The organism is Micromonospora sp. DSM 45708, from assembly GCF_039566955.1.
Classification (GTDB): Bacteria; Actinomycetota; Actinomycetes; order Mycobacteriales; family Micromonosporaceae; genus Micromonospora.
On sequence record NZ_CP154796.1, the window covers coordinates 6657287 to 6677608 of the forward strand.

The 20322-nt window shown below is 72.4% G+C and carries 17 protein-coding genes; 3 read left to right on the plus strand and 14 right to left on the minus strand.

Going from position 1 to position 20322, the window contains the following annotated elements; all coding sequences use genetic code 11:
* From VKK44_RS29230 to VKK44_RS29260, 7 genes are all read right to left on the minus strand, one after another.
* Entirely contained in the window at nucleotides 1-1641 is a 1641-nt protein-coding gene (locus VKK44_RS29230) for a sodium/solute symporter (RefSeq protein ID WP_343444375.1), read from the minus strand.
* Nucleotides 1641-2078: a hypothetical protein gene (locus VKK44_RS29235; protein ID WP_343444376.1), complete on the minus strand. Its 438-nt coding sequence runs from the start codon at nucleotides 2076-2078 to the stop codon at nucleotides 1641-1643. The genes VKK44_RS29230 and VKK44_RS29235 overlap by 1 nt, the downstream gene beginning before the upstream one ends.
* A 183-nt stretch (nucleotides 2079-2261) precedes the next feature.
* Entirely contained in the window at nucleotides 2262-4343 is a 2082-nt protein-coding gene (locus VKK44_RS29240; protein WP_343444377.1) for a carboxypeptidase-like regulatory domain-containing protein, read from the minus strand.
* 143 nt (nucleotides 4344-4486) lie between these two features.
* Nucleotides 4487-5254, minus strand: coding sequence for a LytR/AlgR family response regulator transcription factor (locus VKK44_RS29245; protein ID WP_281934080.1), 768 nt, complete (start codon nucleotides 5252-5254; stop codon nucleotides 4487-4489).
* Nucleotides 5251-6474, minus strand: a complete 1224-nt coding sequence (locus VKK44_RS29250; RefSeq protein WP_343444378.1) for a sensor histidine kinase — start codon at nucleotides 6472-6474, stop codon at nucleotides 5251-5253. The genes VKK44_RS29245 and VKK44_RS29250 overlap by 4 nt, the downstream gene beginning before the upstream one ends.
* Nucleotides 6475-6484: 10 nt before the next feature.
* Complete coding sequence (locus VKK44_RS29255; RefSeq protein ID WP_343444379.1) at nucleotides 6485-7993, minus strand: sugar transferase; 1509 nt, start codon at nucleotides 7991-7993, stop codon at nucleotides 6485-6487.
* A 280-nt stretch (nucleotides 7994-8273) separates the two neighbouring features.
* The gene (locus tag VKK44_RS29260) at nucleotides 8274-9134 is read right to left on the minus strand and encodes an Fpg/Nei family DNA glycosylase (protein ID WP_343444380.1); all 861 of its coding nucleotides are present in this window, start codon (nucleotides 9132-9134) and stop codon (nucleotides 8274-8276) included.
* A 24-nt stretch (nucleotides 9135-9158) separates the two neighbouring features.
* Here VKK44_RS29260 and VKK44_RS29265 point away from each other — a divergent pair, with 24 nt between their 5' ends.
* A complete protein-coding gene (locus VKK44_RS29265; RefSeq protein ID WP_343444381.1) occupies nucleotides 9159-10409 on the plus strand; it encodes a glycosyltransferase family 4 protein in 1251 nt (416 codons plus the stop codon).
* Between the two features lie 87 nt (nucleotides 10410-10496).
* Here VKK44_RS29265 and VKK44_RS29270 read toward each other — a convergent pair whose 3' ends face one another.
* Nucleotides 10497-10979: a GyrI-like domain-containing protein gene (locus VKK44_RS29270; RefSeq protein WP_343444382.1), complete on the minus strand. Its 483-nt coding sequence runs from the start codon at nucleotides 10977-10979 to the stop codon at nucleotides 10497-10499.
* Nucleotides 10980-11100: 121 nt separating this feature from the next.
* Between VKK44_RS29270 and VKK44_RS29275 the strand changes: the two genes are divergently transcribed.
* Entirely contained in the window at nucleotides 11101-11901 is an 801-nt protein-coding gene (locus VKK44_RS29275) for a phytanoyl-CoA dioxygenase family protein (RefSeq protein WP_343444384.1), read from the plus strand.
* Nucleotides 11898-12743 (plus strand): TrmH family RNA methyltransferase, encoded by an 846-nt coding sequence (locus VKK44_RS29280; protein ID WP_343444386.1) that lies wholly within the window; start codon nucleotides 11898-11900, stop codon nucleotides 12741-12743. The genes VKK44_RS29275 and VKK44_RS29280 overlap by 4 nt, the downstream gene beginning before the upstream one ends.
* Before the next feature lie 124 nt (nucleotides 12744-12867).
* On the opposite strand, the gene VKK44_RS29285 is transcribed toward VKK44_RS29280, so the two are convergent.
* From VKK44_RS29285 to VKK44_RS29310, 6 genes are all read right to left on the minus strand, one after another.
* Entirely contained in the window at nucleotides 12868-13587 is a 720-nt protein-coding gene (locus VKK44_RS29285) for a CDP-alcohol phosphatidyltransferase family protein (RefSeq protein WP_343444387.1), read from the minus strand.
* Nucleotides 13562-14629, minus strand: coding sequence for an iron-containing alcohol dehydrogenase family protein (locus tag VKK44_RS29290; RefSeq protein ID WP_343444388.1), 1068 nt, complete (start codon nucleotides 14627-14629; stop codon nucleotides 13562-13564). The genes VKK44_RS29285 and VKK44_RS29290 overlap by 26 nt, the downstream gene beginning before the upstream one ends.
* Entirely contained in the window at nucleotides 14617-15348 is a 732-nt protein-coding gene (locus VKK44_RS29295; RefSeq protein ID WP_281934106.1) for a phosphocholine cytidylyltransferase family protein, read from the minus strand. Before VKK44_RS29295 ends, VKK44_RS29290 begins: the two co-directional genes overlap by 13 nt.
* 85 nt (nucleotides 15349-15433) lie before the next feature.
* A complete protein-coding gene (locus VKK44_RS29300) occupies nucleotides 15434-15883 on the minus strand; it encodes an NUDIX domain-containing protein (RefSeq protein ID WP_343444389.1) in 450 nt (149 codons plus the stop codon).
* An 85-nt stretch (nucleotides 15884-15968) separates the two neighbouring features.
* The gene (locus tag VKK44_RS29305) at nucleotides 15969-19025 is read right to left on the minus strand and encodes a malectin domain-containing carbohydrate-binding protein (protein WP_458351579.1); all 3057 of its coding nucleotides are present in this window, start codon (nucleotides 19023-19025) and stop codon (nucleotides 15969-15971) included.
* Nucleotides 19026-19241: 216 nt separating this feature from the next.
* Complete coding sequence (locus VKK44_RS29310) at nucleotides 19242-20285, minus strand: glycoside hydrolase family 26 protein (RefSeq protein WP_343444391.1); 1044 nt, start codon at nucleotides 20283-20285, stop codon at nucleotides 19242-19244.
* Nucleotides 20286-20322: the final 37 nt, after the last annotated feature.

Consider the following 20322-nt stretch of genomic DNA (forward strand, 5'->3'; position numbering starts at 1 on the left):
TCACAGGCGCAGCGACTCCGGGGTGTGCAGGCGGAGCATGGTGGTGCCCACGTCGCGGGGCAGACGTCGCCGGCTGGCCATGGAGACCACCACCATCACCGTGAACGCCAGCGGCACCGTCCACGCCGCCGGCTGGGTGGTGAGCGTCGCCGGCCAGCCGGTCAGCGGCGGGCCGAGCACGGTGAGCAGCACCGCGCCGATCGCCGCGCCGCCGCCCACCAGCACCCCGGCGGCGGCGCCCAGGTCGGTCAGGCCGCGCCACCAGATGCCGAGCACCAGCAGCGGGCAGAAACTCGACGCGGCGACCGCGAACGCCAGCCCCACCACCTGCGAGACGTCCAGCCCGGAGACGTTCAACGCGAGCACCGCCGGTACCGCGCCGGCGATCACCGTGGCGAGTCGGAAACCGCGTACCGAGCCGCGGCCCAGCACGTCCGTGGAGATCACCCCGGCCACGCTGGTGAGCAGCCCGGACGAGGTGGAGAGGAACGCCGCGAACGCGCCGGCGGCGACCAGCGCGGCGAGCAGCCGGCCGGTGACGCCGTCGCCCAGCGCCGCGCCGGGCAGCAGCACCACCACCGCGTCGGTCTGGCCGCTGACCAGCAGTTGCGGGGTGTAGATCCGACCCAGCACGCCGTAGATCGTGGGCAGCAGGTAGAAGACGCCGACCAGGGCCAGCACCACCAGCGTGGTGCGCCGGGCGGCGGCGCCGTCGGGGTTGGTGTAGAAGCGCACCAGCACGTGCGGCAACCCCATGGTGCCCAGGAACGTGGCCAGGATCAGCGAGTACGTCGCGAACAGGCTGCGGTCGTCGTCGCCGGCGGTGTCCGGCAGCAGCCAGTCGGTGGCGGCGATCGCCGCGCCGGACACCTCCGGCACCGGGTCCCCGGCGGCGAAGTCGAGGCGGTCGCCGGGGCGTACCTCCCGCACGTCGCCGTCGGGCAGGGTGAGCGTCGCGCGGTGCTCGACCACCACGGTGGTCGCGGTCCGGAACGTCGGCCCGTCGGGTGGCGTCACCGCCGGGCGGGCGTCGGCCTGCCACTGCAACGCCAGGAAGATCGCCGGTACGGCGAGCGCGGTCAGCTTCAGCCAGTATTGGAAGGCCTGCACGAAGGTGATCGCCCGCATGCCGCCCAGCGCCACGTTCGCGGTCACCACCACGGCCACCAGCAGCGCCCCCAGCGGGTACGGCGAACCGGTCAGCGTGGCCAACGTCAGCCCGGCGCCCTGCAACTGCGGCACCAGGTAGAGCCAGCCGATGAAGATCACGAAGACGGTGGCGAGCGTCCGTAGCCGACGCGACCCGAGCCGCACCTCGCAGAAGTCCGGCAGCGTGAACGCGCCGGAGCGGCGCAGCGGGGCGGCCACGAACAGCAGCAGCGCCAGGTAGCCCGCGGCGAAACCGACCGGGTACCAGAGCACGTCCACGCCGTACTTGAGGATCAGCCCGGCCACGCCCAGGAAGCTGGCCGCCGACAGGTACTCCCCGCCGATCGCGGCGGCGTTCCAGGTCGGGCTGACCGCCCGGGACGCGACCAGGAAGTCGGACGTGGTGCGGGCCAGCCGCAGGCCGTAGAAGCCGATGCCGACGGTGACCAGGGTGACCGCCACGATCGCGGGAACCACGTAGTCGTTCGCCATCAACGCTCCGGCCGCTGGACCAGGTCGACGAAGTCCTGCTCGTTGCGTTCCGCCAGTCGCACGTACGCCCAGCCGACCACGATCAGGAACGGGAAGGCGGCCACCCCGAGCAGCACCCACGGCAGGTTGACCCCGAGCACGGTGACCCGCCCGACCGACGGCGCGATGGCGAACAGCCACGGCAGGCCGCCCAGCCCGATCAGCACCAGCAGGCTCAGCCGCAGCGCCAGCGAGAGCTGGGCGCGCATCAGGCCCTGCACCAGCGTCTCGCCAACCCGGGTCTGCTGGGTCAGCTCGGAGCGGGTGCGGTCGGCGCGGCTGCCGGGCCGGGAAACCTCGGCCAGCACGATCCGGGTCCGCTGCGGCACGCGCGGGCCGGGGACCGGGGCTGCCTCGACGGGCGGCCCCGCAGGCTGCTGGTCCTCGGCCGCGGTCATCCCCGGCAGTCTCGCCCGCTCAGCGCGAATGTCAAGCGCGGCGGGGCCGCCCCTGTGCACAACCTGTGGATAACCATCCACATCTGTGGACAACCCGGTGGACGAACGCGGAGTCGTGTGGACGACGGGGCCGGAGCAACAGTGCGGGGCCGGCCCGACGGACCGACCCCGCACGTGCCCGGATCAGCTCGTCGGAACCACCAGATCGGCGGTGAGCGTGCCGGTGGCCGGCACGAGGAACAAGCCGAGCTTGCGGGTGCCGTCCGTGCCGGTCACCAGGTAGCGGCCGGAGTAGTCCTGGCCGGCGAACGCCGCGTCGTAGGTGACGTAGACGCGCTGCCTGCCGGTGACCTGGAGCGTGTAGCGGCCGTCCGACATCCAGCCGGAGCCGGCGACGTCGCCGGTGTCGGCGCTGCGGGCGATGACCCAACCGCTGGTGAACGGCGCGCCGTCCTGGTTGGTGAACGTGCCGGTCACCGTGCTGCCCGCCCGCATGACGGTGTCGAGGGTCGCGGTGCCCCCGGCGGCCACCGTCACCGGCGTGGCGGTGTAGCGACTGACCGCGTCACCGGACCAGTGGACGGCGTACGGGTGACCGCTGAACACCACCGGCCAGTCGTACGGGCCGAGCCGGTCGAGCGTGTAGCGGCCCTGCTCGTCGGTGCTGGCGTCGTTGACGCCCACGCCGGGGTGACCGGTCAGCACCGAGACGTCGACCGAGTTCGCCGGCTTGCCGGTGGCCGCGTCGGTGACCGTGCCGGTGATCCGGCCGGCCGGGTCGAGCCGGACCTGCGGCCCGGCGGTCACCGTGCCGACCGTCGCGGCGACGGTCGCGGCCTGCCGCTCGTCACCGGTGCCGCCGTCGGTGCCGACCCACTGCCGGCCGTAGGGGGCGTCGCCCGGGTCGGCGAAGAGCCGGTAGGTGCCACCGGCCAGCGGACCCACCCGGATCCGACCGGCCTGGTCGCTACAGTTCCCGTGCCCGTCCACCAGCTTCGCCTGCTTGGGCAGGAACGCGTCGAGGCAGACGTCGGCCACCGGCCGTCCGGTGGCCCGGTCGACGATGGTGCTGGTGATGAGCGCGCCCGGGCGCAGCTTCGGAGCGACCTCGGTGGTCTGGCCGGCCACCACCCGCACGGTGAGGCGGCGGTCGAAGTGCAGGCGGTCCGCCGTGTAGACGTAGATCTCGTGCCGGCCCTGCGGCAGGCCGGTGAGGGTGACGGCCCCGGTGCCCCGGCTGCACGTCCCCGCCGACTCGACGCAGAAGTCGGCCACCGGGGCGCCGCTGACCGAGTCGACGGCGCGGACCCGTACGGAGCCGGTGCCGAGCAGCGCGTCGGCGATCCGGGTCCGCTGGCCGCCGCGCACCACCACGAGGTTCGCGTCGGTGTAGTCGAGCTTGCCCCGGTAGTACTGCGTCCGGTCGCCGGCCTCGAAACGCACCTTGTAGGAGCCGGCCAGCAGCGTCGGGACGGTGAAGGTGCCGTCGGGCCCGGTCTGGGCGTCGACCCCGCCGTACATGTTGGCGGTGTTGACCGCGACCCGGGCGGAGGCGAGCGGCGCGCCGGTCGCGGTGGTGAACGTGCCGGTGAGGCTGCCGGTGGGCAGCACCGTCTCGTTGACCACGGTTTCCTCGTCGGCGGTCACCCGGTAGCGGCCGGCGTCGACCTCGTCGAGCTTCCCGGGAACGTACTGGGTCTGGTACGAACCCTCGATCGGCCGGAAGGAGAGGGTGTAGTCGCCGGGCGTCGCGGCGATCCGGAAGCGCCCGTCCTCGTCCGTCGACCCGTAGGCGTGCGCGGAGTTGTCGGGCTGGTCGGCGTCGATGTTGAGCCAGGCGACGGGCGCGCCGCCGGCGTCGGTGATCCGCCCGGTGAGCAGCCCGGTGGCCCGGAGCTGGTCGTCGGCGGTGGCGGTCTCGCCGCTGCCGACAGTCACCGGGTCGGCGTCCCAGATCATGGCCTGCTGCCGGTAGTACTGGTCCGGCTGGTCGACCGGGTGGAAGCCGACGAGGTAGCGCCCGGCGTCCAGCCCGCCGACCGACCAGCGGCCGTCGCTGTCGGTGGTGGTCCAGCCGGCGGTGGCGTAGCTGTCGGCGTCGAACACCTCGACCTGGGCGTCGGCCGCGCCGGCGCCGGAGCTGGTGGTCAGCCGTCCGCCGACCGTGCTGGTCCCCGCGGCCTGCGCCGGGGCTGACCCGGGCAGGAGGAGGAAACCGGCGACGACGGCCGCGGTGGCGGCACGACGTGCGAGGGAAAAGCGCATCTGCGTCCCAACGTGATGGCGATGGGGCGACCCCGCGCAGGCTCCGCCCACACCGCCGCGCCCCGTCCGGGATCGGCCCGGCCAGGATAGGTACGAGGTGTGACAGGTGTCGATCGGCCGTAACGGCGGAATCGACTGTGGCGTCAGCGGTTCCAGTCCTGCTTCGCGGCGCGCACCAGTTTGTCCTTCAGCTCCCGGGTGTGCCGGCGGCTCACCGGCAGCTCCGTCCCGTCGACCACCACCACGTAACCGGAGTTGACCAGCCGCAGCTCGGCGATGAGCCGCAACTGCACCAGGTACGAGCGGTGGACGCGGACGAACCCCGCGTCGGCCCAGCGCTCCGCCAGCGTGGCCAGCGACACCCGGACCAGGTGCGACCCCTCCGCGGTGTGCAGCCGGGCGTAGTCGCCCTGCGCCTCCACCCAGCGCACCGCCGAGCGGGGCAGCATCCGGGTGGTGCCGGCCAGCTCGACCGGGATCGTCGGGTCCTCCTCCGCCCGGGCCAGCGCCGCCGGGTGCGACGGCACCACCCGCGAGCCGATCACCCGGCGCAGCGACTCGGCCAGCCGCTCGGCGCGGACCGGCTTGCGCACGTAGTCGGTGGCGCCCAGGTCGAACGCGTCCACCGCGCCGTCGTCGTACGCGGTGACGAAGACGATCGCCGGCGGCCGGGCGAACCGGCGCAGCACCCGGGCCAGCTCCATGCCGTCCAGCCCCGGCATCCGGATGTCGAGGAAGACCACGTCCACGTCGTCGTCGCGGAGCACCCGCAGCGCCTCGGTCGCGTCACCGGCGGTGTGCAGCCGCGCCACCCGGGGATCGGTGCGCAGGTGGTAGGCCAGCTCGTCGAGGGCCGGCGGCTCGTCGTCCACGGCCAGCACCCGCAGGAACCCGGTGCCGGTCGCGGTCACGAGGAGACCCGGACGCCGGGGTGGAACTTCGGCACCCGCATGCTGACCTTCGTACCCGAGCCCAGCCCGGTCTCCACGACCAGGCCGAAGCGGTCCCCGAAGGCCGACCGCAACCGCTCGTCGACGTTGGAGAGGCCGACGTGCTGCCCCGGGTCGTCGGCCGGGTCGCTGCCGCCACCGGACACCTCGGCGATGCCCGCCGTCAGCGTGGTCGGATCCATCCCCACTCCGTCGTCCTCCACCGTGATGTGACACTCGGCGCCCGCGTCCCGGGCCTCGATGCTCACCATGCCGGTGCCCGGCTTGCGGGACAACCCGTGGCGCACCGCGTTCTCGACCAGCGGCTGGAGGCAGAGGAACGGCAGCGTCACCGGCAGCACCTCCGGGGCGATCTGGAGGCGCACCTGGAGGCGTTCGCCGAACCGGGCCCGCTCGATGGTCAGGTAGCGGTCGATCGAGCGCAGCTCCTCGGCCAGCGTGGTGAACTCGCCGTGCGAGCGGAACGAGTACCTGGTGAACTCGGCGAACTCCAGGATCAGCTCCCGGGCCCGGTCCGGGTCGGTCCGGACGAACGAGCCGATCGCGGTGAGCGCGTTGTAGATGAAGTGCGGGCTGATCTGGGCGCGCAGCGCGCGTACCTCGGCCCGGGCCAGCCGTTCCCGCGACGAGTCCAGCTCGGCCAGGGCGAGCTGGTCGCCGGCCCAGTGCGCGGTCTCCAGCGTGGCCTGCACCAGGCCGGGCGCCGGCCGCTCGTCGGCCACCGCCACCAGCGCGCCGACCACCCGACCCTCCGCGCTCAGCGGCGCGACCACCGCGCCGCGTACCGGGCAGTCGACCAGGTCGCAGTGCAGTTCCGACTCGCGCAGCACGGTCGAGCGCCCGCTGTCGACCACCCGTCGGGCCGCCGCGACCAGTTGGTCGCCGTGGTGCGCACCGCGCCCGTCGATGGCCAGCAACGCGTCCCGGTCGGTCAGCGCCAGGCCGGCGGCGCCCACCAGGGCACGCAGATGGCGTACGGCCTTCGCCGCGCCCGCCGCGCTCAGGCCGGCGCGCAGCGGCTCGGCGGCCAGGCCGGCGGTGTGCAGCACCTCGTACGTGGCCCGCTGGGTCGCGGTGGCGATGCCCCGCCGGGCGCGCAGCCGCAGCACCGCCCAGAGCGCCCCGGCCAACGCGGTGACCAGTGAGACGACGGCGAAGACGGACGAGAGGTTGCCACCCACCCCGGGAACGCTAGTACGCGCCCTTGCGCGCCAGCACCACCCCGACGGTCCGCCACAGGATGCTCAGGTCGTACGCCAGCGACCAGTTGTCGACGTAGTAGAGGTCGAGCCGGACCGCCTCGTCCCAGGACAGGTCGGAGCGGCCGGACACCTGCCACAGGCCGGTCATGCCCGGCCGGACCAGCAGCCGACGCCGCACGTCGCCCAGGAAGTCGCCGTCGTCGGCGGGCAGCGGACGCGGGCCGACAAGCGACATCTCGCCCCAGAGCACGTTGATCAACTGGGGCAGCTCGTCCAGCGACGAGGCGCGCAGGAAGCGGCCCACCGGGAAGACCCGGGGGTCCTGCTTCATCTTGAACAGCATGCCGTCGGTCTCGTTCTGGTCGACCAGGCCGGCGAGCCGCTCCTCGGCGTCCACGTACATGGTGCGGAACTTCCAGACCCGGAACGTGCGCCCCTCGTGCCCGACCCGGGGCTGCCGGAAGAACACCGGCCCGGGGTCGGAGATCCGGATGGCGAGCGCGATCGCGGCGAAGAGCGGGGAGAGCAGCAGCAGGCCCAGCGCGGACGCGACCCGGTCCATCAGGCTCTTGAGCAGCAGCGCCGGGCCGGAGAGCGTCGGCTCCTCGACGTGCAGCAGCGGCAGGCCCTCGATCGGGCGGATGTGCACCCGGGGGCCGGCGATGTCGGTGAGCTGCGGCGCGACCACCAGGTCGACGCCGGAGCCCTCCAACTGCCAGGCCAGCCGGCGCAGCTCACCCGGCTCGGCGCTGGCGGAGCCGCAGACCGCGATGGTGTCCCCGCCGACCTCCCGGACCAGGGCCAGCACGTCGCGGCCGGCGTACACCGGCACCGGCGTCTCCAGGCCCCGGGCGGCGGCGTACCCGTCGGTGAGGTGGATGGCGACCGGCACCAGGCCGACGCCGGGGTTGCGGGTGACGGTGGTGTAGACCTCCAGGCACTCCGGCAGCGTGCCGACCAGCACCATCCGGTGCCCGGCCTGGCCGACGCGGCGGCGCACCGCGTGCAGGCAGGCTCGGGCGATCATGCGCCCGAGCAGGATCAGCAGCATGGCGCCGAGCAACGCGAACCCGACGGTCCACCGGGACAGGGAGTAGGTCTTCGTCGCGAACGCGATGAACGAGACGGCCGCCGCCACAGCCACACCGGCGCGGATCACCCGCTTGAACTCGTCCGGGCCGAGGCCCAGGTAGCGCCGGTCGTACGCCCGGTTGCCCCACAGGAAGAGCAGCCAGCCGAGCGGCAGGAGCAGGAACGCCACGGTGTAGAACCACACCTGCGGCGAGTTGCGGAAACCGGAGTCGGCCTGCTCGAAGATCTGCACGGCCAGGAAGCTGGCCAGCGCCGCCGCGCCGAAGTCGAGCAGCAGGAGGAAGGCCGTGTAGGGGCGGTGCCAGCGGGAGACCCGGCGGCGGGCACGGGCCCACCCCGACCGGGGTACGCCGTTGTGCGACGGCGGTGTCGGCGGCTGGATCTCAAAGCTGTCGACGTGCCGCACGCTCTTGCTCCGGCCTGTGTCGGTTACCGGGCGCTGGAGGCTTGTCGTCACCTCAACCCATGTCCTCCCGCATGACCCGAACCTCACTCGCCGTGAGGACGCGGGTCGCTCACCGTCCCAGTCTCCCACGTTGCCCGTAGGGATCTGGCCGGCTCCGAGTCAGTTGTGAAGCCGGGGACCGAGCCACTATACCGATGGATGACGACTCGGGTAGAGCCACCGACCGGGACCTTCCGCGATCCCGGGTCGATTCCGCTCAGTAACCGACGGGTGTGGTTACTCACCGTACGAGTCGGGACAACCTTCGGTCAGCCAACGGCTTGCCGCCGGTCTGGCAGGTGGGGCAGTACTGGAGGCTGGAGTCGGCGAACGAGACCTCCCGCACCGTGTCACCACACACCGGACACGGCAGGCCTTTCCGGGCGTGCACCTTCAGGCCCGAGCGCTTCTCGCCCTTCAGCTCCGCGGCCCGCTGGCCCATCGACCGCCGGACCGCGTCGCCGAGCACCGTCCGGGTCGCCGCGTGCAGGGCGGCGAGCTGGTCGTCGGTGAGCCGGTCGGTGATCGCGAACGGGGAGAGCCGCGCCGCGTGCAGGATCTCGTCCGAGTACGCGTTGCCCACGCCGGCCAGCACCGCCTGGTCGGTCAGCACGCCCTTGACCTGCCCCCGGCGGCTGCGCAGCCGCTCGGTGAAGGTGGGCAGGTCGGCCGCCAACGCGTCCGGGCCCAACTTCGCCACGCCGGGCACCTGGGCCGGGTCGGTGACCAGGTAGGCGGCCAGTTTCTTCTGGGTGCCGGCCTCGGTCAGGTCGAAGCCGGAGCCGTCGTCGAGGCGTACCCGCACCGCGATCGGGCCCTTGCCGGGCCGCAGCGGGGTCGCCGATCCGAACGCCTCCCGGTAGTGCAGCCAGCCCGCCCGGGCCAGGTGGATCACCAGGTGCAGATCCTCGTCGAACCGGACGTCCAGGAACTTCCCGTGCCGGCCCGCGCCGGTGACCGTCCGACCGGCGACCGCGCTGGGCGGCGGATCGTACGTCTTCAGCGCGTTGATCGAAGCCACCTCGAACCGCTCGACCCGCCGGCCGACCGCCCGCTCGCGCAGGTATCCGGCGAGCGCTTCCACCTCCGGTAGTTCAGGCACGGGACAACGGTAGCCTTCTTTCCCGTGAGAATCGTGGTGGCGCACAACCGGTACCGGGAAGCTCAGCCGTCCGGCGAGAACACCATCGTCGACGCGGAGATCGCCCAGCTCACCGCCGCGGGCGTGGAGGTGCTGCCGTTCCTGCGCAGCTCCGACGAGATCCCGTCGATGTCGAAGCCGGCCAAGGCGCTGCTGCCGATCTCGCCGATCTGGGCGCCGAAGGCCCAGCACGACCTGGACCGTCTGCTCGCCGAGCACCGGCCGGACGTGCTGCACCTGCACAACCCGTACCCGCTGCTCTCGCCCTGGGTGGTGCGGACCGCGCACAAGCGCGGCGTGCCGGTGGTGCAGACGGTGCACAACTACCGGCAGGTCTGCTCCTCCGGTCTCTACTTCCGTGACGGCGTGATCTGCCAGGACTGCCGCGGTCGCGCGCTGGGCGTGCCGGCGATCGTGCACCGCTGCTACCGCAACTCCCGGGCGCAGAGCGCGCTGATGGCCACCACGCTGGCCGTGCACCGCCCGACCTGGCGCTCGGTGGACCGGTTCGTCGCGCTGACCACGGCGGTCGCCGACCATCTGCGGGACTACGGCATCCCGGACGAGCGGATCGTGGTCAAGCCCAACGCGGTGCCCGACCCGGGCATGCCGGCGCCGGTCGGGGACGGTTTCCTGTTCATGGGCCGGCTCAGCCCGGAGAAGGGCCTGGACCTGCTGCTCTCGGCGTGGCGGCGGCACCCGGTGGGCGCGCTCGGCCCGCTGCGGATCGCCGGTGACGGCGAGTTGCGTCCGTTGGCCGAGGCAGCCGCCGCCGAGCGCCCCGACGTCCATTACCTGGGCCAGCTCGACCGCCAGGGGGTACGCACCGTGCTGGCCGACAGCGCCGTGGTGCTGGCCACCTCGACCTGGCACGACGTGCTGCCCACCGTGATCATCGAGGCGCTGGCCGCCGGTCGGCCGGTGCTCGGGACCGCGCTCGGCGGCATCCCGTACCTGGTGGGCGCGGACACTCCGCGTGAGCCGGCCGGCACCGGTCCGGCCGAGGTGGCGACCGCCGCGCCCGGCCACGGCATGGTTCCGCTGCCGACCGGGGTGCAGCGCGGCGAGGCCGGCTGGGTGGTGGCGCCCGAGGTCGACGCGCTGGCCGCCGCGCTGCCGCTGGCCGCCGCCGAGGCGCGCGCCCTGGCCGGCGCGGCCCGCACCCGCTACGAACGCACCTTCCACCCCGACGTGATCACCAAGCGCCTGATCGACATCTACACCTCCCTGTCCTGACCGGCCGCCCGCTCCCTTTCGCGGTGATCAAGGAGTTCGTGTCAGGAAGCAGCCGGCTTCCGACGCGAAGTCCTTGATCACGCGGGGCTACGCCGGCTCGACGGGCAGCCAGACCTCGCAGGTCGCGGTGCTGAGGTCGCCCGGTGCGACGATCTCCGGGCCCGGCCGCAGCCGCCACGGGTGGAACGGGAACCACTCGGCTGCGGCCGTGGCCCACGTCCTCTGCAAGGTCTGCGGATGCGGTCCCACGGCCCCGATGACCAGCCAGCGGCCCGCCGGGACCTCGATGACGTCGAGGTCGCCCGGGACCGGCGTGCTGGGGGACACGGCGACCCCGTGCAGGTAGGTCAACTCGCTGCCTTCGTCGTAGTCCGCGTCCACGTCGTCGCAGACCGCGAGCAGGCCGCCCGGCTCGGTGTCGCCGAGCGCCGTCAAGCGCACGTGCTCCTCCGCCGGCAGCGCGGCGATGTGCCGCCGGATGTGCGGGTTGATGCCCCGGTGGATCAGGGGAACCCGGGCAGCGTGCCCCACGAGCCGGAACGCGGGACGGTCGACGATGCGGGTTTCCATGCGGGGCTCCCTCCGACAGTTGGGCCCCCGTAGCGTGACCACCGCTGTCGCCGGCACACCCGACCGACGCGGAGCGGGAAGTGTCGGGTGACCGGGACCGGTGCCACCACACGATGGGCGCATGGACGACACGACACTGGTATCCCGGTTCCTTCGCGACGGGTTCGTGAAGGTGGCGGGGGCCGTCGCGCCGCGCGTGGCCGCGGACTGCGCGCGGCTGCTGTGGCGGGAGACGGGCTGCGACCCGGACGACCCGGCAACCTGGACGCAGGCCGTGCACTGGGTGCCCGGCATGGCGCAGGGGCCGTTCGCCGCCGCACCCAACTCTCCGTTCCTCCACCACGCGTACGACCTGCTCGTCGGCGCGGGACGCTGGGAGCCGCGTTACTCGCTGGGCACGTTCCCGTTGCGCTTCCCGCACCGGGACGAGCCGGACGACGCGGGCTGGCACATCGAGGGCAGCTATCTGCCGGAGGGCGCGAGCTGGTACTTCACGAATCTCCGCTCCCGGGGCCGGGCGCTGCTCATGCTGTTCCTGTTCAGCGAGGTCGGTGCGGAGGACGCGCCGACCCGGATCCGGGTCGGCTCACACCTCGACGTGCCGAAGGTGCTGGAGAAGTACGGGGAGGACGGGGCGAGCGGGCTGGACCTCGCACCCGAGTTGGTGGCGGCCTCGGACCACCGGCCACTCGCCCTGGCCACCGGGACGCCGGGTGATGTCTTCCTCTGCCATCCGTTCCTGGTGCACGCGGCGCAGCCGCACCACGGGACGCGACCGCGCTTCATGGCCCAGCCGCCGCTGATGCCGGCCGCGCCGTACGAACTGGACCGGGCCGACGGTGCGTACTCGCCCGTGGAGATCGCGATTCGCCGGGGACTCGGGCGGGACACCCCGGACCCCGCTCCGCGAGGGAGCCGGTGAGCGTGCGGGTGAGTGGCCGCAACGCGCGATTTCAGCAGTGGCAGGCGCTGCTCCGCAACCGGAGCAAGCGGCAGCGTCGCGGCGAGTTCCTCGTGCAGGGCGTACGCCCGATCACGATGGCCGTCGAACACGGCTGGCAGGTCCGGGAGCTGCTCCACGACGCCGACGCCGAGATGTCCGGCTGGGCCCGCAGGACCCTGGACACCGTCCGGGCCGAGAGGTTCGCCGTCTCCCGTGAACTGATGCACGAGCTGGGCGGCAAGGCGGACACGGTACCGGAGCTGCTGGCCGTGGTCGCGCTGCGCGAGGACGACCTGTGCCGCATCCCGGTCGGGCCGACCATGCTCACCGTCGTGTTCGACCGGCCCACCAGCCCTGGCAACATCGGGACGCTGATCCGGTCCGCGGACGCCTTCGGCGCGTCCGGCGTCATCGTCACCGGCCATGCCGCCGACGTGTACGACCCGAAGGCGGTACGGGCAAGCACCGGCTCGCTGTTCGCGCTGCCCGTGGTCCGGGTGCCCGCACACCAGGCCGTGCTGTCCTGGGTCGCCGACGTGCGCGCCGCCGGTGTCGGCATCGGCATCGTGGGTGCCGACGAACACGGCGCACTGGATGCCGCCGAGCACGACTTCACGCGACCCACGCTGGCGCTGATCGGCAACGAGACCAACGGTCTCAGCGTCGGCTGGCGTGCGGCCTGCGACCAGCTCGTCCGGATCCCGATGTCCGGGACCGCCAGCTCCCTGAACGCGGCGAACGCCGCGACCGTCGTGCTCTACGAATCGGCACGCCAGCGCCGCGCCGCCGCCCGATGTGTCTCCCCCGACCTGCCGCGGTGAGGAGCAGCCGGTGCGGATCCGCGCCAACGACGGACCGCCCGGTCGTGTTCGGCCCACCCGAGAGCAGCAGCGAGCCGGATGATCCGGCGACCCCGGCCGGATGGTGTAAAGAAGGGGCCCCGCCTTACAGCGCGGCGCGGGCGGAGAAGGCGATGCTGGCCAGCAGGAAGCCGCCGTTGACCACGGTGAACGCCACTACCACCCAGAACGCCAACGAAGGCGCGAACACCAGCACCAGGCCGGCCAGGAAGATCACCGCGCCGTAGTCGCGGACCAGCTTCACCACCCGCACCGGGAACGAGGTCGAGGTGACCATGCTGGCCGCGTTCGGGCCGGACTGCATCACCGACGTCACCAGGTTGACCATCCAGGTGCCGGCGAACGCTGCCACCAGCCAGACCGGCGTGGCCGGGCGCTGCGCCACCGCCACCGCGCCGATCGCGGTCACCAACGCGATCTGGGCGGCCACGTCGCAGAGCACGTCGATCCGGGCGCCGGCCGCGCTGCCCTGACCGGTCACCCGGGCGAGCTGCCCGTCGGCGCAGTCCAACGCGTACGCGATCTGCCAGCCGACCAGCGCGACCAGGCCGACCACCCAGGCTCCGACGGTGCCGGCGGCCACGTCGTCGGCGAGCGCGACCACGGTCACCGAGGCGGCCAGCCCCAGCACCAGGTTGGCCAGCGTCAGCGCGGTCGGGCGCAGCCCCAGCCGCTGGGCGGCAAGCGCGAACGCCGCCCCGATCCACTGGCTGATCGACTCGCTGAACAGGCCGCCTCCCCGGTTGACCCGGTGGAAGTCGGCGACGGTGGGACGGGGCTCAGCCAAGGTGGTCGCGGAGGGCACCGGCGTAGTCTGCCAGCCGCTCCCGGGTCTCGGAAGCGGACATCGTCAGGTGTTCGAGGATGGTGTAGCGGTCCGGCCGGGTCGCCGGCGCGAACTGCACCGCCTCGACGAACTGGTGGTCGGTCAATCCCACCTCGGACGGCAGGCGGGGCAGCCCGTGCCGGGCCAGGCAGGCGGACATCTCCGCGAACCGGCGCTCGTCGCCGCGCAGGAACGTGCAGAACAACGCGCCCAGCCCGGCCAGCTCACCGTGTGAGGCGGTGCCCGGGAAGAGCGCGTCGATCGCGTGCATGATCTCGTGGCAGCCGCCACTGGACGGGCGGCTGGTGCCGCAGACCGCCATCGCCAGGCCGCTGGAGATCAGCGCCTCGGCCAGCACCGTCACGAACGCGTCGTCGGTCATGTCGCCCGGATGGTTCAGCACCGCCTCCGCGCCGGCCCGGGCCAGCGAGGCGGCCAGCCCGTCGACCGGCTCGCCGCGCACCCGCCGGGCCAGCTCCCAGTCGGCCAGCGCGCTGATGTTGCTGACCACGTCCCCGATCCCGGCCCGGTTGTGCCGCTCCGGCCCGGCCTCCACGAAGTCGAGGTCGACGATCACCGCGATCGGGATGTGCACCCCGTAGGAGCCCTTCAGGCCCTCGGTGATCAGGCTCGCCACCGGGGAGGCGATGCCGTCGTTGGCCAGCGCGGTCGCGACCGTCACCATCGGCAGCCCGCGCCGGGTGGCCGCGTACTTCGCCACGTCGATGGTCTTGCCGCCGCCGATGCCGACCACCGCGTCGTACGACCGGGCGCGCAGCTTGCCGCCCAGCTCGTCGGCGGCGTCCAGCGTGCCCCCGGCCACCGTGAACACGTCCGCCGACCGCAGCGACGGCCGGAGCAACTCGGCGATCTTCTCGCCCTGCCCCGGCCCGACCACCACGGCGACGTCACCGCCGGCCGAGATCCGGCCGTCGGAGAGGATCGCCGCCAGATCCGCCACCGCGCCCCGCCGCACGTCGATGTGCAGCGGGGTGAGGACGCTACGGGCTAGTAGCGGCACGCGATCTCCCGCGCCCGGGCCAGGTCCTCGTGGTTGTCGACCTCGACCCAGGAGACGTCACCGATCGGGGCCGCCCGCACCTCGCCGCCCCGGTCGGCGAACTCCTGGTAGCCGTCCTCGTAGTAGAGGTTCGGGTCGCGCCGCCAGGTCGCCTCCAGCGCGTCGGCGAGCGCGTCGGCCACCTGCGGTTCGATCAGCGTCGCGCCGATGTACTCGCCGTACGCCTCGCCCGGGTCCATCAGCTTGGTGATCCGGGTGAGCTGGCCGGCCGCGTCGAAGGTGGTCTTCATCTCCTCCTCCGCCAGCGGCTTGAGCGTGTCGACCGCCAGCAGGATGCCGGGGCCGCGCTCGGCCAGCAGCGTCTTCTCCACGCTCACCGGGTGCACGGTGTCGCCGTTGACCAGCAGCACCCCCCGGGAGAAGTGCTCCCGGGCCAGCCAGAGCGAGTACGCGTTGTTCCACTCCTCCGCCTTGTCGTTGTCGACAAGGGTGATCGTGACGCCGTACTTCCCGGCCAGCTCGGCCTGCCGCTGCCGGACCGCGTCGGCCGCGTAGCCGACCACGATGACGACCTCCGTCAGCCCCACCGCGGCGAGGTTGCGCAGCGCGATGTCGAGGATGGTGACCTCCCCGTCGACCGGCACCAGGGCCTTGGGCAGGGTGTCCGTGTACGGCCGCAGCCGGCGCCCCGCACCCGCGGCGAGCACCATCCCGATCATGCCGACACGCTCCTCTTCTCGACCGCTTCCACGGGGTGAGGATATCGTCGGCGGCCCGGCGGCCGTGGTTCAGCCCATGATCGCCTTACAGCCCGATCGACCGCAGCGCCGCGAAGCCGTCCGCCACGATCTGGCGGATCAGCCCGTCGTTGACGTCCCGGTGCTCGTCCAGCAGGTCGAGGTCACGCTCCGCCAGCCAGCGGAACTCGGTGTGCTCGGTCGGCTCCAGCCGGGGCCGGCTCAGGTCGCCGTCCACCCGGACCAGGAAGTCGGTCTCCACCCGGTCCAGCCCGTCGTCGCCGGTGTAGCGGTATTCGCCGACCAGGCCGAGCACGTGCGACACCGCCCACCCGGTCTCCTCGGTGACCTCCCGGCGCAGCGCGTCGTCGATCTCCTCGCCCGGCTCCAGGTGGCCGCCGGCGATGTCCCAGCAGTTGGGGAAGAGACGCCGACGGGGTGAGCGACGCTGGACGAAGATGCGGCCGTCGTCGTCGACGATCAGCGCGCCGGCACAGCGGAGGGGATCGGTGGGCACCCTCCGACAGTAGCCATCGCCGGCCCGGAAAAGGGCGATGGCCCGGCCGATACCGGCCGGGCCATCGCGTCGTGCGGGGTGAACGTCAGGGGCCGACGAAGACCGCGGTGCCGCGCCAGTCCACGTCGTCGACGGTGGGACCGCTGCGGGTGGTGGCGGAACCGGTCGGCGCGCCGTCCGCCCAGTCCATCGAGGACAGGTTGCCGGTGCTCCGGGAGACGACGTAGAGCTTGTCGCCGTCCAGGAACAGGCCGCCCGCGTCGGCGAACGCCGTCGTTCCGGTGATCGTGGTCCGCTCCGCGCCGACCGTGCCGGTGTCCGGCGTGAACTGCCGGGAGAACAGCGTGCTCTGGCCGGCCAACGAGTAGTAGATCCGACCGCTCTTGTAGAACATCGCGGTCACGTTGGGCATCTCGGCGGCGAAGTTGGCCGCCATGCCCGCGTACGTCTGGCCCTCCGGCGCGGAGCCGGTGACGACCTGGTCCCACTTCTCGTCGTGGTACGGGTCGAGCTTCTTCGGGGTGCCGAACTCGGTGCCGTCGAACGACCGCTTGTAGAGGTCGCCGCCGACGCCGTAGAACAGGTCACCGCCGACCCAGAACGCGCCCTTGACGGTCGACCAGCGGGTGCTGTCCGGGTTCGGCACCGACATCGCGTTGCCGACGCCGGTCGCGCCGTCGTACGACCGCTTGGTGATGCTGTCCACGGTGGTGGCCGGCGGCACCGGCGGCAGCTTGACGATCTCGATGCCCTGCACCAGCGGGTTCTCCAGGACCCGACCGAAGTCGACGTCGATGTTGCCGTCGCTGGTGACCGCGAACGCCCGCATGGTGCCCTTGTTGGTGGCGCCGATCGCGGCGATCGGGTCGAAGCTGCTCAGCTTCTGCACACCGTCGATGCTGACGTTGAACTTGCGCTTTCCGGCGGTGGCGGTGCCGGCCCAACGGTTGGCCAGGTAGAGCCGCACCTGCACCGGCGTGCCGGCCGGGACCGGGAAGTCCCACTGCATGTCCGGCGCGGGCGACTCGTCCCACCGCTCGCTGCTGAAGAGCTGGACCGGCGTGCCGGCCGGCACGGTGCCGTCGACCGTCGCGTCGGTGGTGTACGTCGTCACCGTGTTGCCGGCGTTGTGCAGGGCGCTCGGCGCGGTCAGGCTGTCGCCGGCCCAGGCCGGGCCGCTCGGCGCGGCGAGCTGGTCGCCACCGGCGTTGACCCGGTAGAGCACGTCCGAGGCGTCCGGCGTCGGCGCGGTCTTGACGATCTCGATGCCCTGGATCAGCGGGTTCTCCAGGACCCGGGCGAAGTCGATGTCGACCACGCCGTCGCTGACCACCGAGACGGACTGCATGGTGCCGCGGTCGGTGCCGCCGGCGGCCACCACCGGGTCGAAGTCGTTCAGCTTGAGCACGCCGTCGATGCTGACGTCGAGCTTGCGCTTGCCCGCGGTTGCGGTGCCGGCGTAACGGTTGGCCAGGTAGAGCCGGACGTCCACCCGGGTGCCGGCCGCGACCGGGATGTCCCACTGCATGTCCGGCGCGGTCGCCTGGTCCCACCGCTCGGTGTTGAACAGCGTCGCGGGGGTGCTGGCCGGCACCGTGGCGTCGAACGTCGCGTTGGTCGGGTACGCCTTCGCGCTGTTGCCGCCGTTGTGGTACGGGCTGGGCGCGGTGTCGGTGTCGGCCGCCCAGTCCGGCCCACCGTCGGTCGCCGGGATGGCCGGACCACCCGCGTTGACCCGGTAGAGCACCTCGGTCTGCGCCGCGCGGCCGGCCTGGTAGACGTCGCCCGGCAGGCCCTTGGTGCTGGTCGAGTGCGGCGTGCTGCCGCCGTCCAGCGGGAAGAAGGCGAGCCGCTTCCGCTGGTACTCGAAGTTGCCGATGTATTCCTGGTCGCTGCCGAGCCAGAGGCCCTGCGGGGTGACCAGCATCTCGGTGACGCCGTAGCCGCGCGGGTTGCGGCCCGGGTTCCAGGCGAGCGGCAGCCCGCTGGCCGGGTCGAGGGCCGCGATGCTGGCCCGCGGCACCGCGCCCGGGCCGGCCTTGTCGCGGGCGAGCGGGTTGTTCGACCAGCGGAAGTGGCCGCCGACGTAGATGGCCTTCTCGCTGATGCCGACGGAGAGGAACGTGTCGCCGCCGCTGAAGTTCGTCCAGGTGGGCTTCTGGCCGGCGCCGGTGGCGTCGGTCTCCCAGCGGGCCGCCGAGTCGCAGAGCGTGCCCGGGTAGGACGCGCCGGTGGTGACCACCACGAAGTACTTGCCGTCCGGGGAGAACTGCGCGTCCCGGACCCACGAGTCGAACGCGCTGTACTTGCAGGCGCCGGAGTAGTCGTCGGTGTTCCAGTCGGCGACGGTGGCCGAGCTGGTGCCCAGGTTGATCCGCACGATCTGGTCGTGCACCGCGCCGTCGGCCTTCTTGAAGTTGCCGATCACCACGAGGTGCTTGCCGTTCGGCGAGACGGTCAGCTTCTCGACGCCGACACCGGCCGAGGCGCCGCCGTTGGTCGGCGTCCAGTTGTGGTGCTCGGTCAGCGACACGGTCAGGTACTCGTCCACCGCGCCGGTGGTCGGGTTCAGCGAGGCGAGCCCGTTGCGGTTGGTGGTCGCGGTGACCGTGCTGAAGATGCCGCCGACCAGCAGGTGGCCGTCGATCAGCGCGAGGTCGTTGACCGTGCCGTTGAACGCCGGGCCCTTGAAGCCGTCGACCGGGGTGCCGTCGGCGACGTTCAGCAGCGCGAGCTTGCGGAAGTTCTTGTCGCCGACCTTGTTGAACGTGCCGGCGACGTAGACGGTGCCCGGGGTCGGACCGGCGATGATCGCGGTGACGTCACCGTCGAGCACCGGCGCGAACGCGTTGTCGATCTTGCCGGTCGCCTTGTCGAAGGCGAGCACGCCCCGGCGGTCGACCGGGACGGGCGAGGAGCCGCGGTTCTGCGCGTTGGTGAACGAGCCGCCCACGATCACCTTGCTGCCGGCGTCGTGGATGGCCACGACGTTGCCGTCGTTGATGTTCGGCGTCTTGTCCGAGGGCACCTCGCCGACCAACGTGCTGTGGTCGGGCGCGACCGTGGCCGCCGGTGCGGCGAGTGCCGGCACCGGTGTGAACAGGGCGGCGATGCCGAGCACGGCAGCGCCGAAGGCGGACACCGAGCGGTGTCTCAGGATCGAGGAAGGCACAGGCTGCTCCGGGGGAACGTCGGAGGCGCTGCGATCATGGCCGTTGCCGACGCGAGGTGTGGCGTCGCACGGCCGACCGCAGACGTGAGAGCAATACCTTCTCGCATTCGCCTGCCGCCCGTCCACCCGGGACGGGCCTTTTTGACTCAAGAAGCGGCCCGAGTCGAACGAAAAGACGAGTGAAGATCACCGGGCGGGTACGGAGGGTGGCGCAGAGGAGACACTGAGTTCCGGCAACGGCGGGTTGAAGTACGGGTCGGTCGCCAACTCGCGGAACACCGCCGCGCTCTCCGGGTCGTTGCCGAACGTGCTGTCGTACAGCGGCTTCTCGGTCTGCTTGGCCGCGAAGTAGATCACGGCCTTGATCTGCGGGTGCTTCTTCAGGTACGGGCCGACCTCGCGCATCCACTCGGCCCGCTGACCCGGCCGGCCGTCCTGGGTCAGCCCGAACTCGCCGATCACCACCGGCCGCGGGTGCTTCTTGGCGAACGCCATGAAGTGGTCCATCCGGTTGCTGAAGCTGTTCCACTCCGGGCTCGGATAGACGTCGGTGCAGAGCCAGTCGACCTGGTCGTCACCGGGGTAGTAGTCGGCGGCCCGGCGTTCGGGCTCGGCGAACCCGTCCGCGTGCGGGCACCACGTCCAGGCCGCGTTCGTGACGCCGACCTCGGTGAAGATGGCACGCACGTGCTTCCAGGCGGCGACGTAGTCCTCCGGGGAGTGCATGCTGGCGGCCAGGTTCGGCCGGTCCATCTCCCACCGGTAGCGCAGCAGCACCGGCACGCCGAACTCCTTGACGTCCTGCGCCCGCTGCCGGATCAGGTTGTCGTAGACGCCGCTGACCGTCGACCTGGTGTCGGTGCCCTGCCAGGAGATCATCTGTAGCTTGCCCTGCGCCTGGAACGCCCGCTCCGTGCCGCCCGGGAACGGCTCGTTCCACTCGTGGAACATGTGCGCGATGGCGAGCTGACCGCCGGCCGCCCGGTTGAAGTCGTCCCACGCCGCGGCCCGGCCGGTGGCGTTGTGGAACTGCGGCTTCACCCAGGCGCCCACCCAGGCGCCCTTCTCCGGCAGCTCGGGCCCGCGCCCGGTGGTCTGGACCGCGCCCTTGCGGGGCGTCACCGTGGGCGGCGGCGGCACCGCCGACGCGGTCTCCTCGGCCCGGTCGCCCGACCCGGAGTCGCACGCCGCGACCGGTGCCAGAAGGGCCAGAGCGAGCACGGTCGCCATCGTCCGTCGTAACCGTCGTACCACCGCAACCTCTCCC

Bases quoted from the DNA above. Each gene is read 5' to 3' on its own strand.
- VKK44_RS29230 (WP_343444375.1), bottom strand. From the start codon at position 1,641: ATGGCGAACGACTACGTGGTTCCCGCGATCGTGGCGGTCACCCTGGTC.
- VKK44_RS29235 (WP_343444376.1), bottom strand. From the start codon at position 2,078: ATGACCGCGGCCGAGGACCAGCAGCCTGCGGGGCCGCCCGTCGAGGCA.
- VKK44_RS29240 (WP_343444377.1), bottom strand. From the start codon at position 4,343: ATGCGCTTTTCCCTCGCACGTCGTGCCGCCACCGCGGCCGTCGTCGCC.
- VKK44_RS29270 (WP_343444382.1), bottom strand. From the start codon at position 10,979: ATGGAAACCCGCATCGTCGACCGTCCCGCGTTCCGGCTCGTGGGGCAC.
- VKK44_RS29275 (WP_343444384.1), top strand. From the start codon at position 11,101: ATGGACGACACGACACTGGTATCCCGGTTCCTTCGCGACGGGTTCGTG.
- VKK44_RS29295 (WP_281934106.1), bottom strand. From the start codon at position 15,348: ATGATCGGGATGGTGCTCGCCGCGGGTGCGGGGCGCCGGCTGCGGCCG.
- VKK44_RS29310 (WP_343444391.1), bottom strand. From the start codon at position 20,285: ATGGCGACCGTGCTCGCTCTGGCCCTTCTGGCACCGGTCGCGGCGTGC.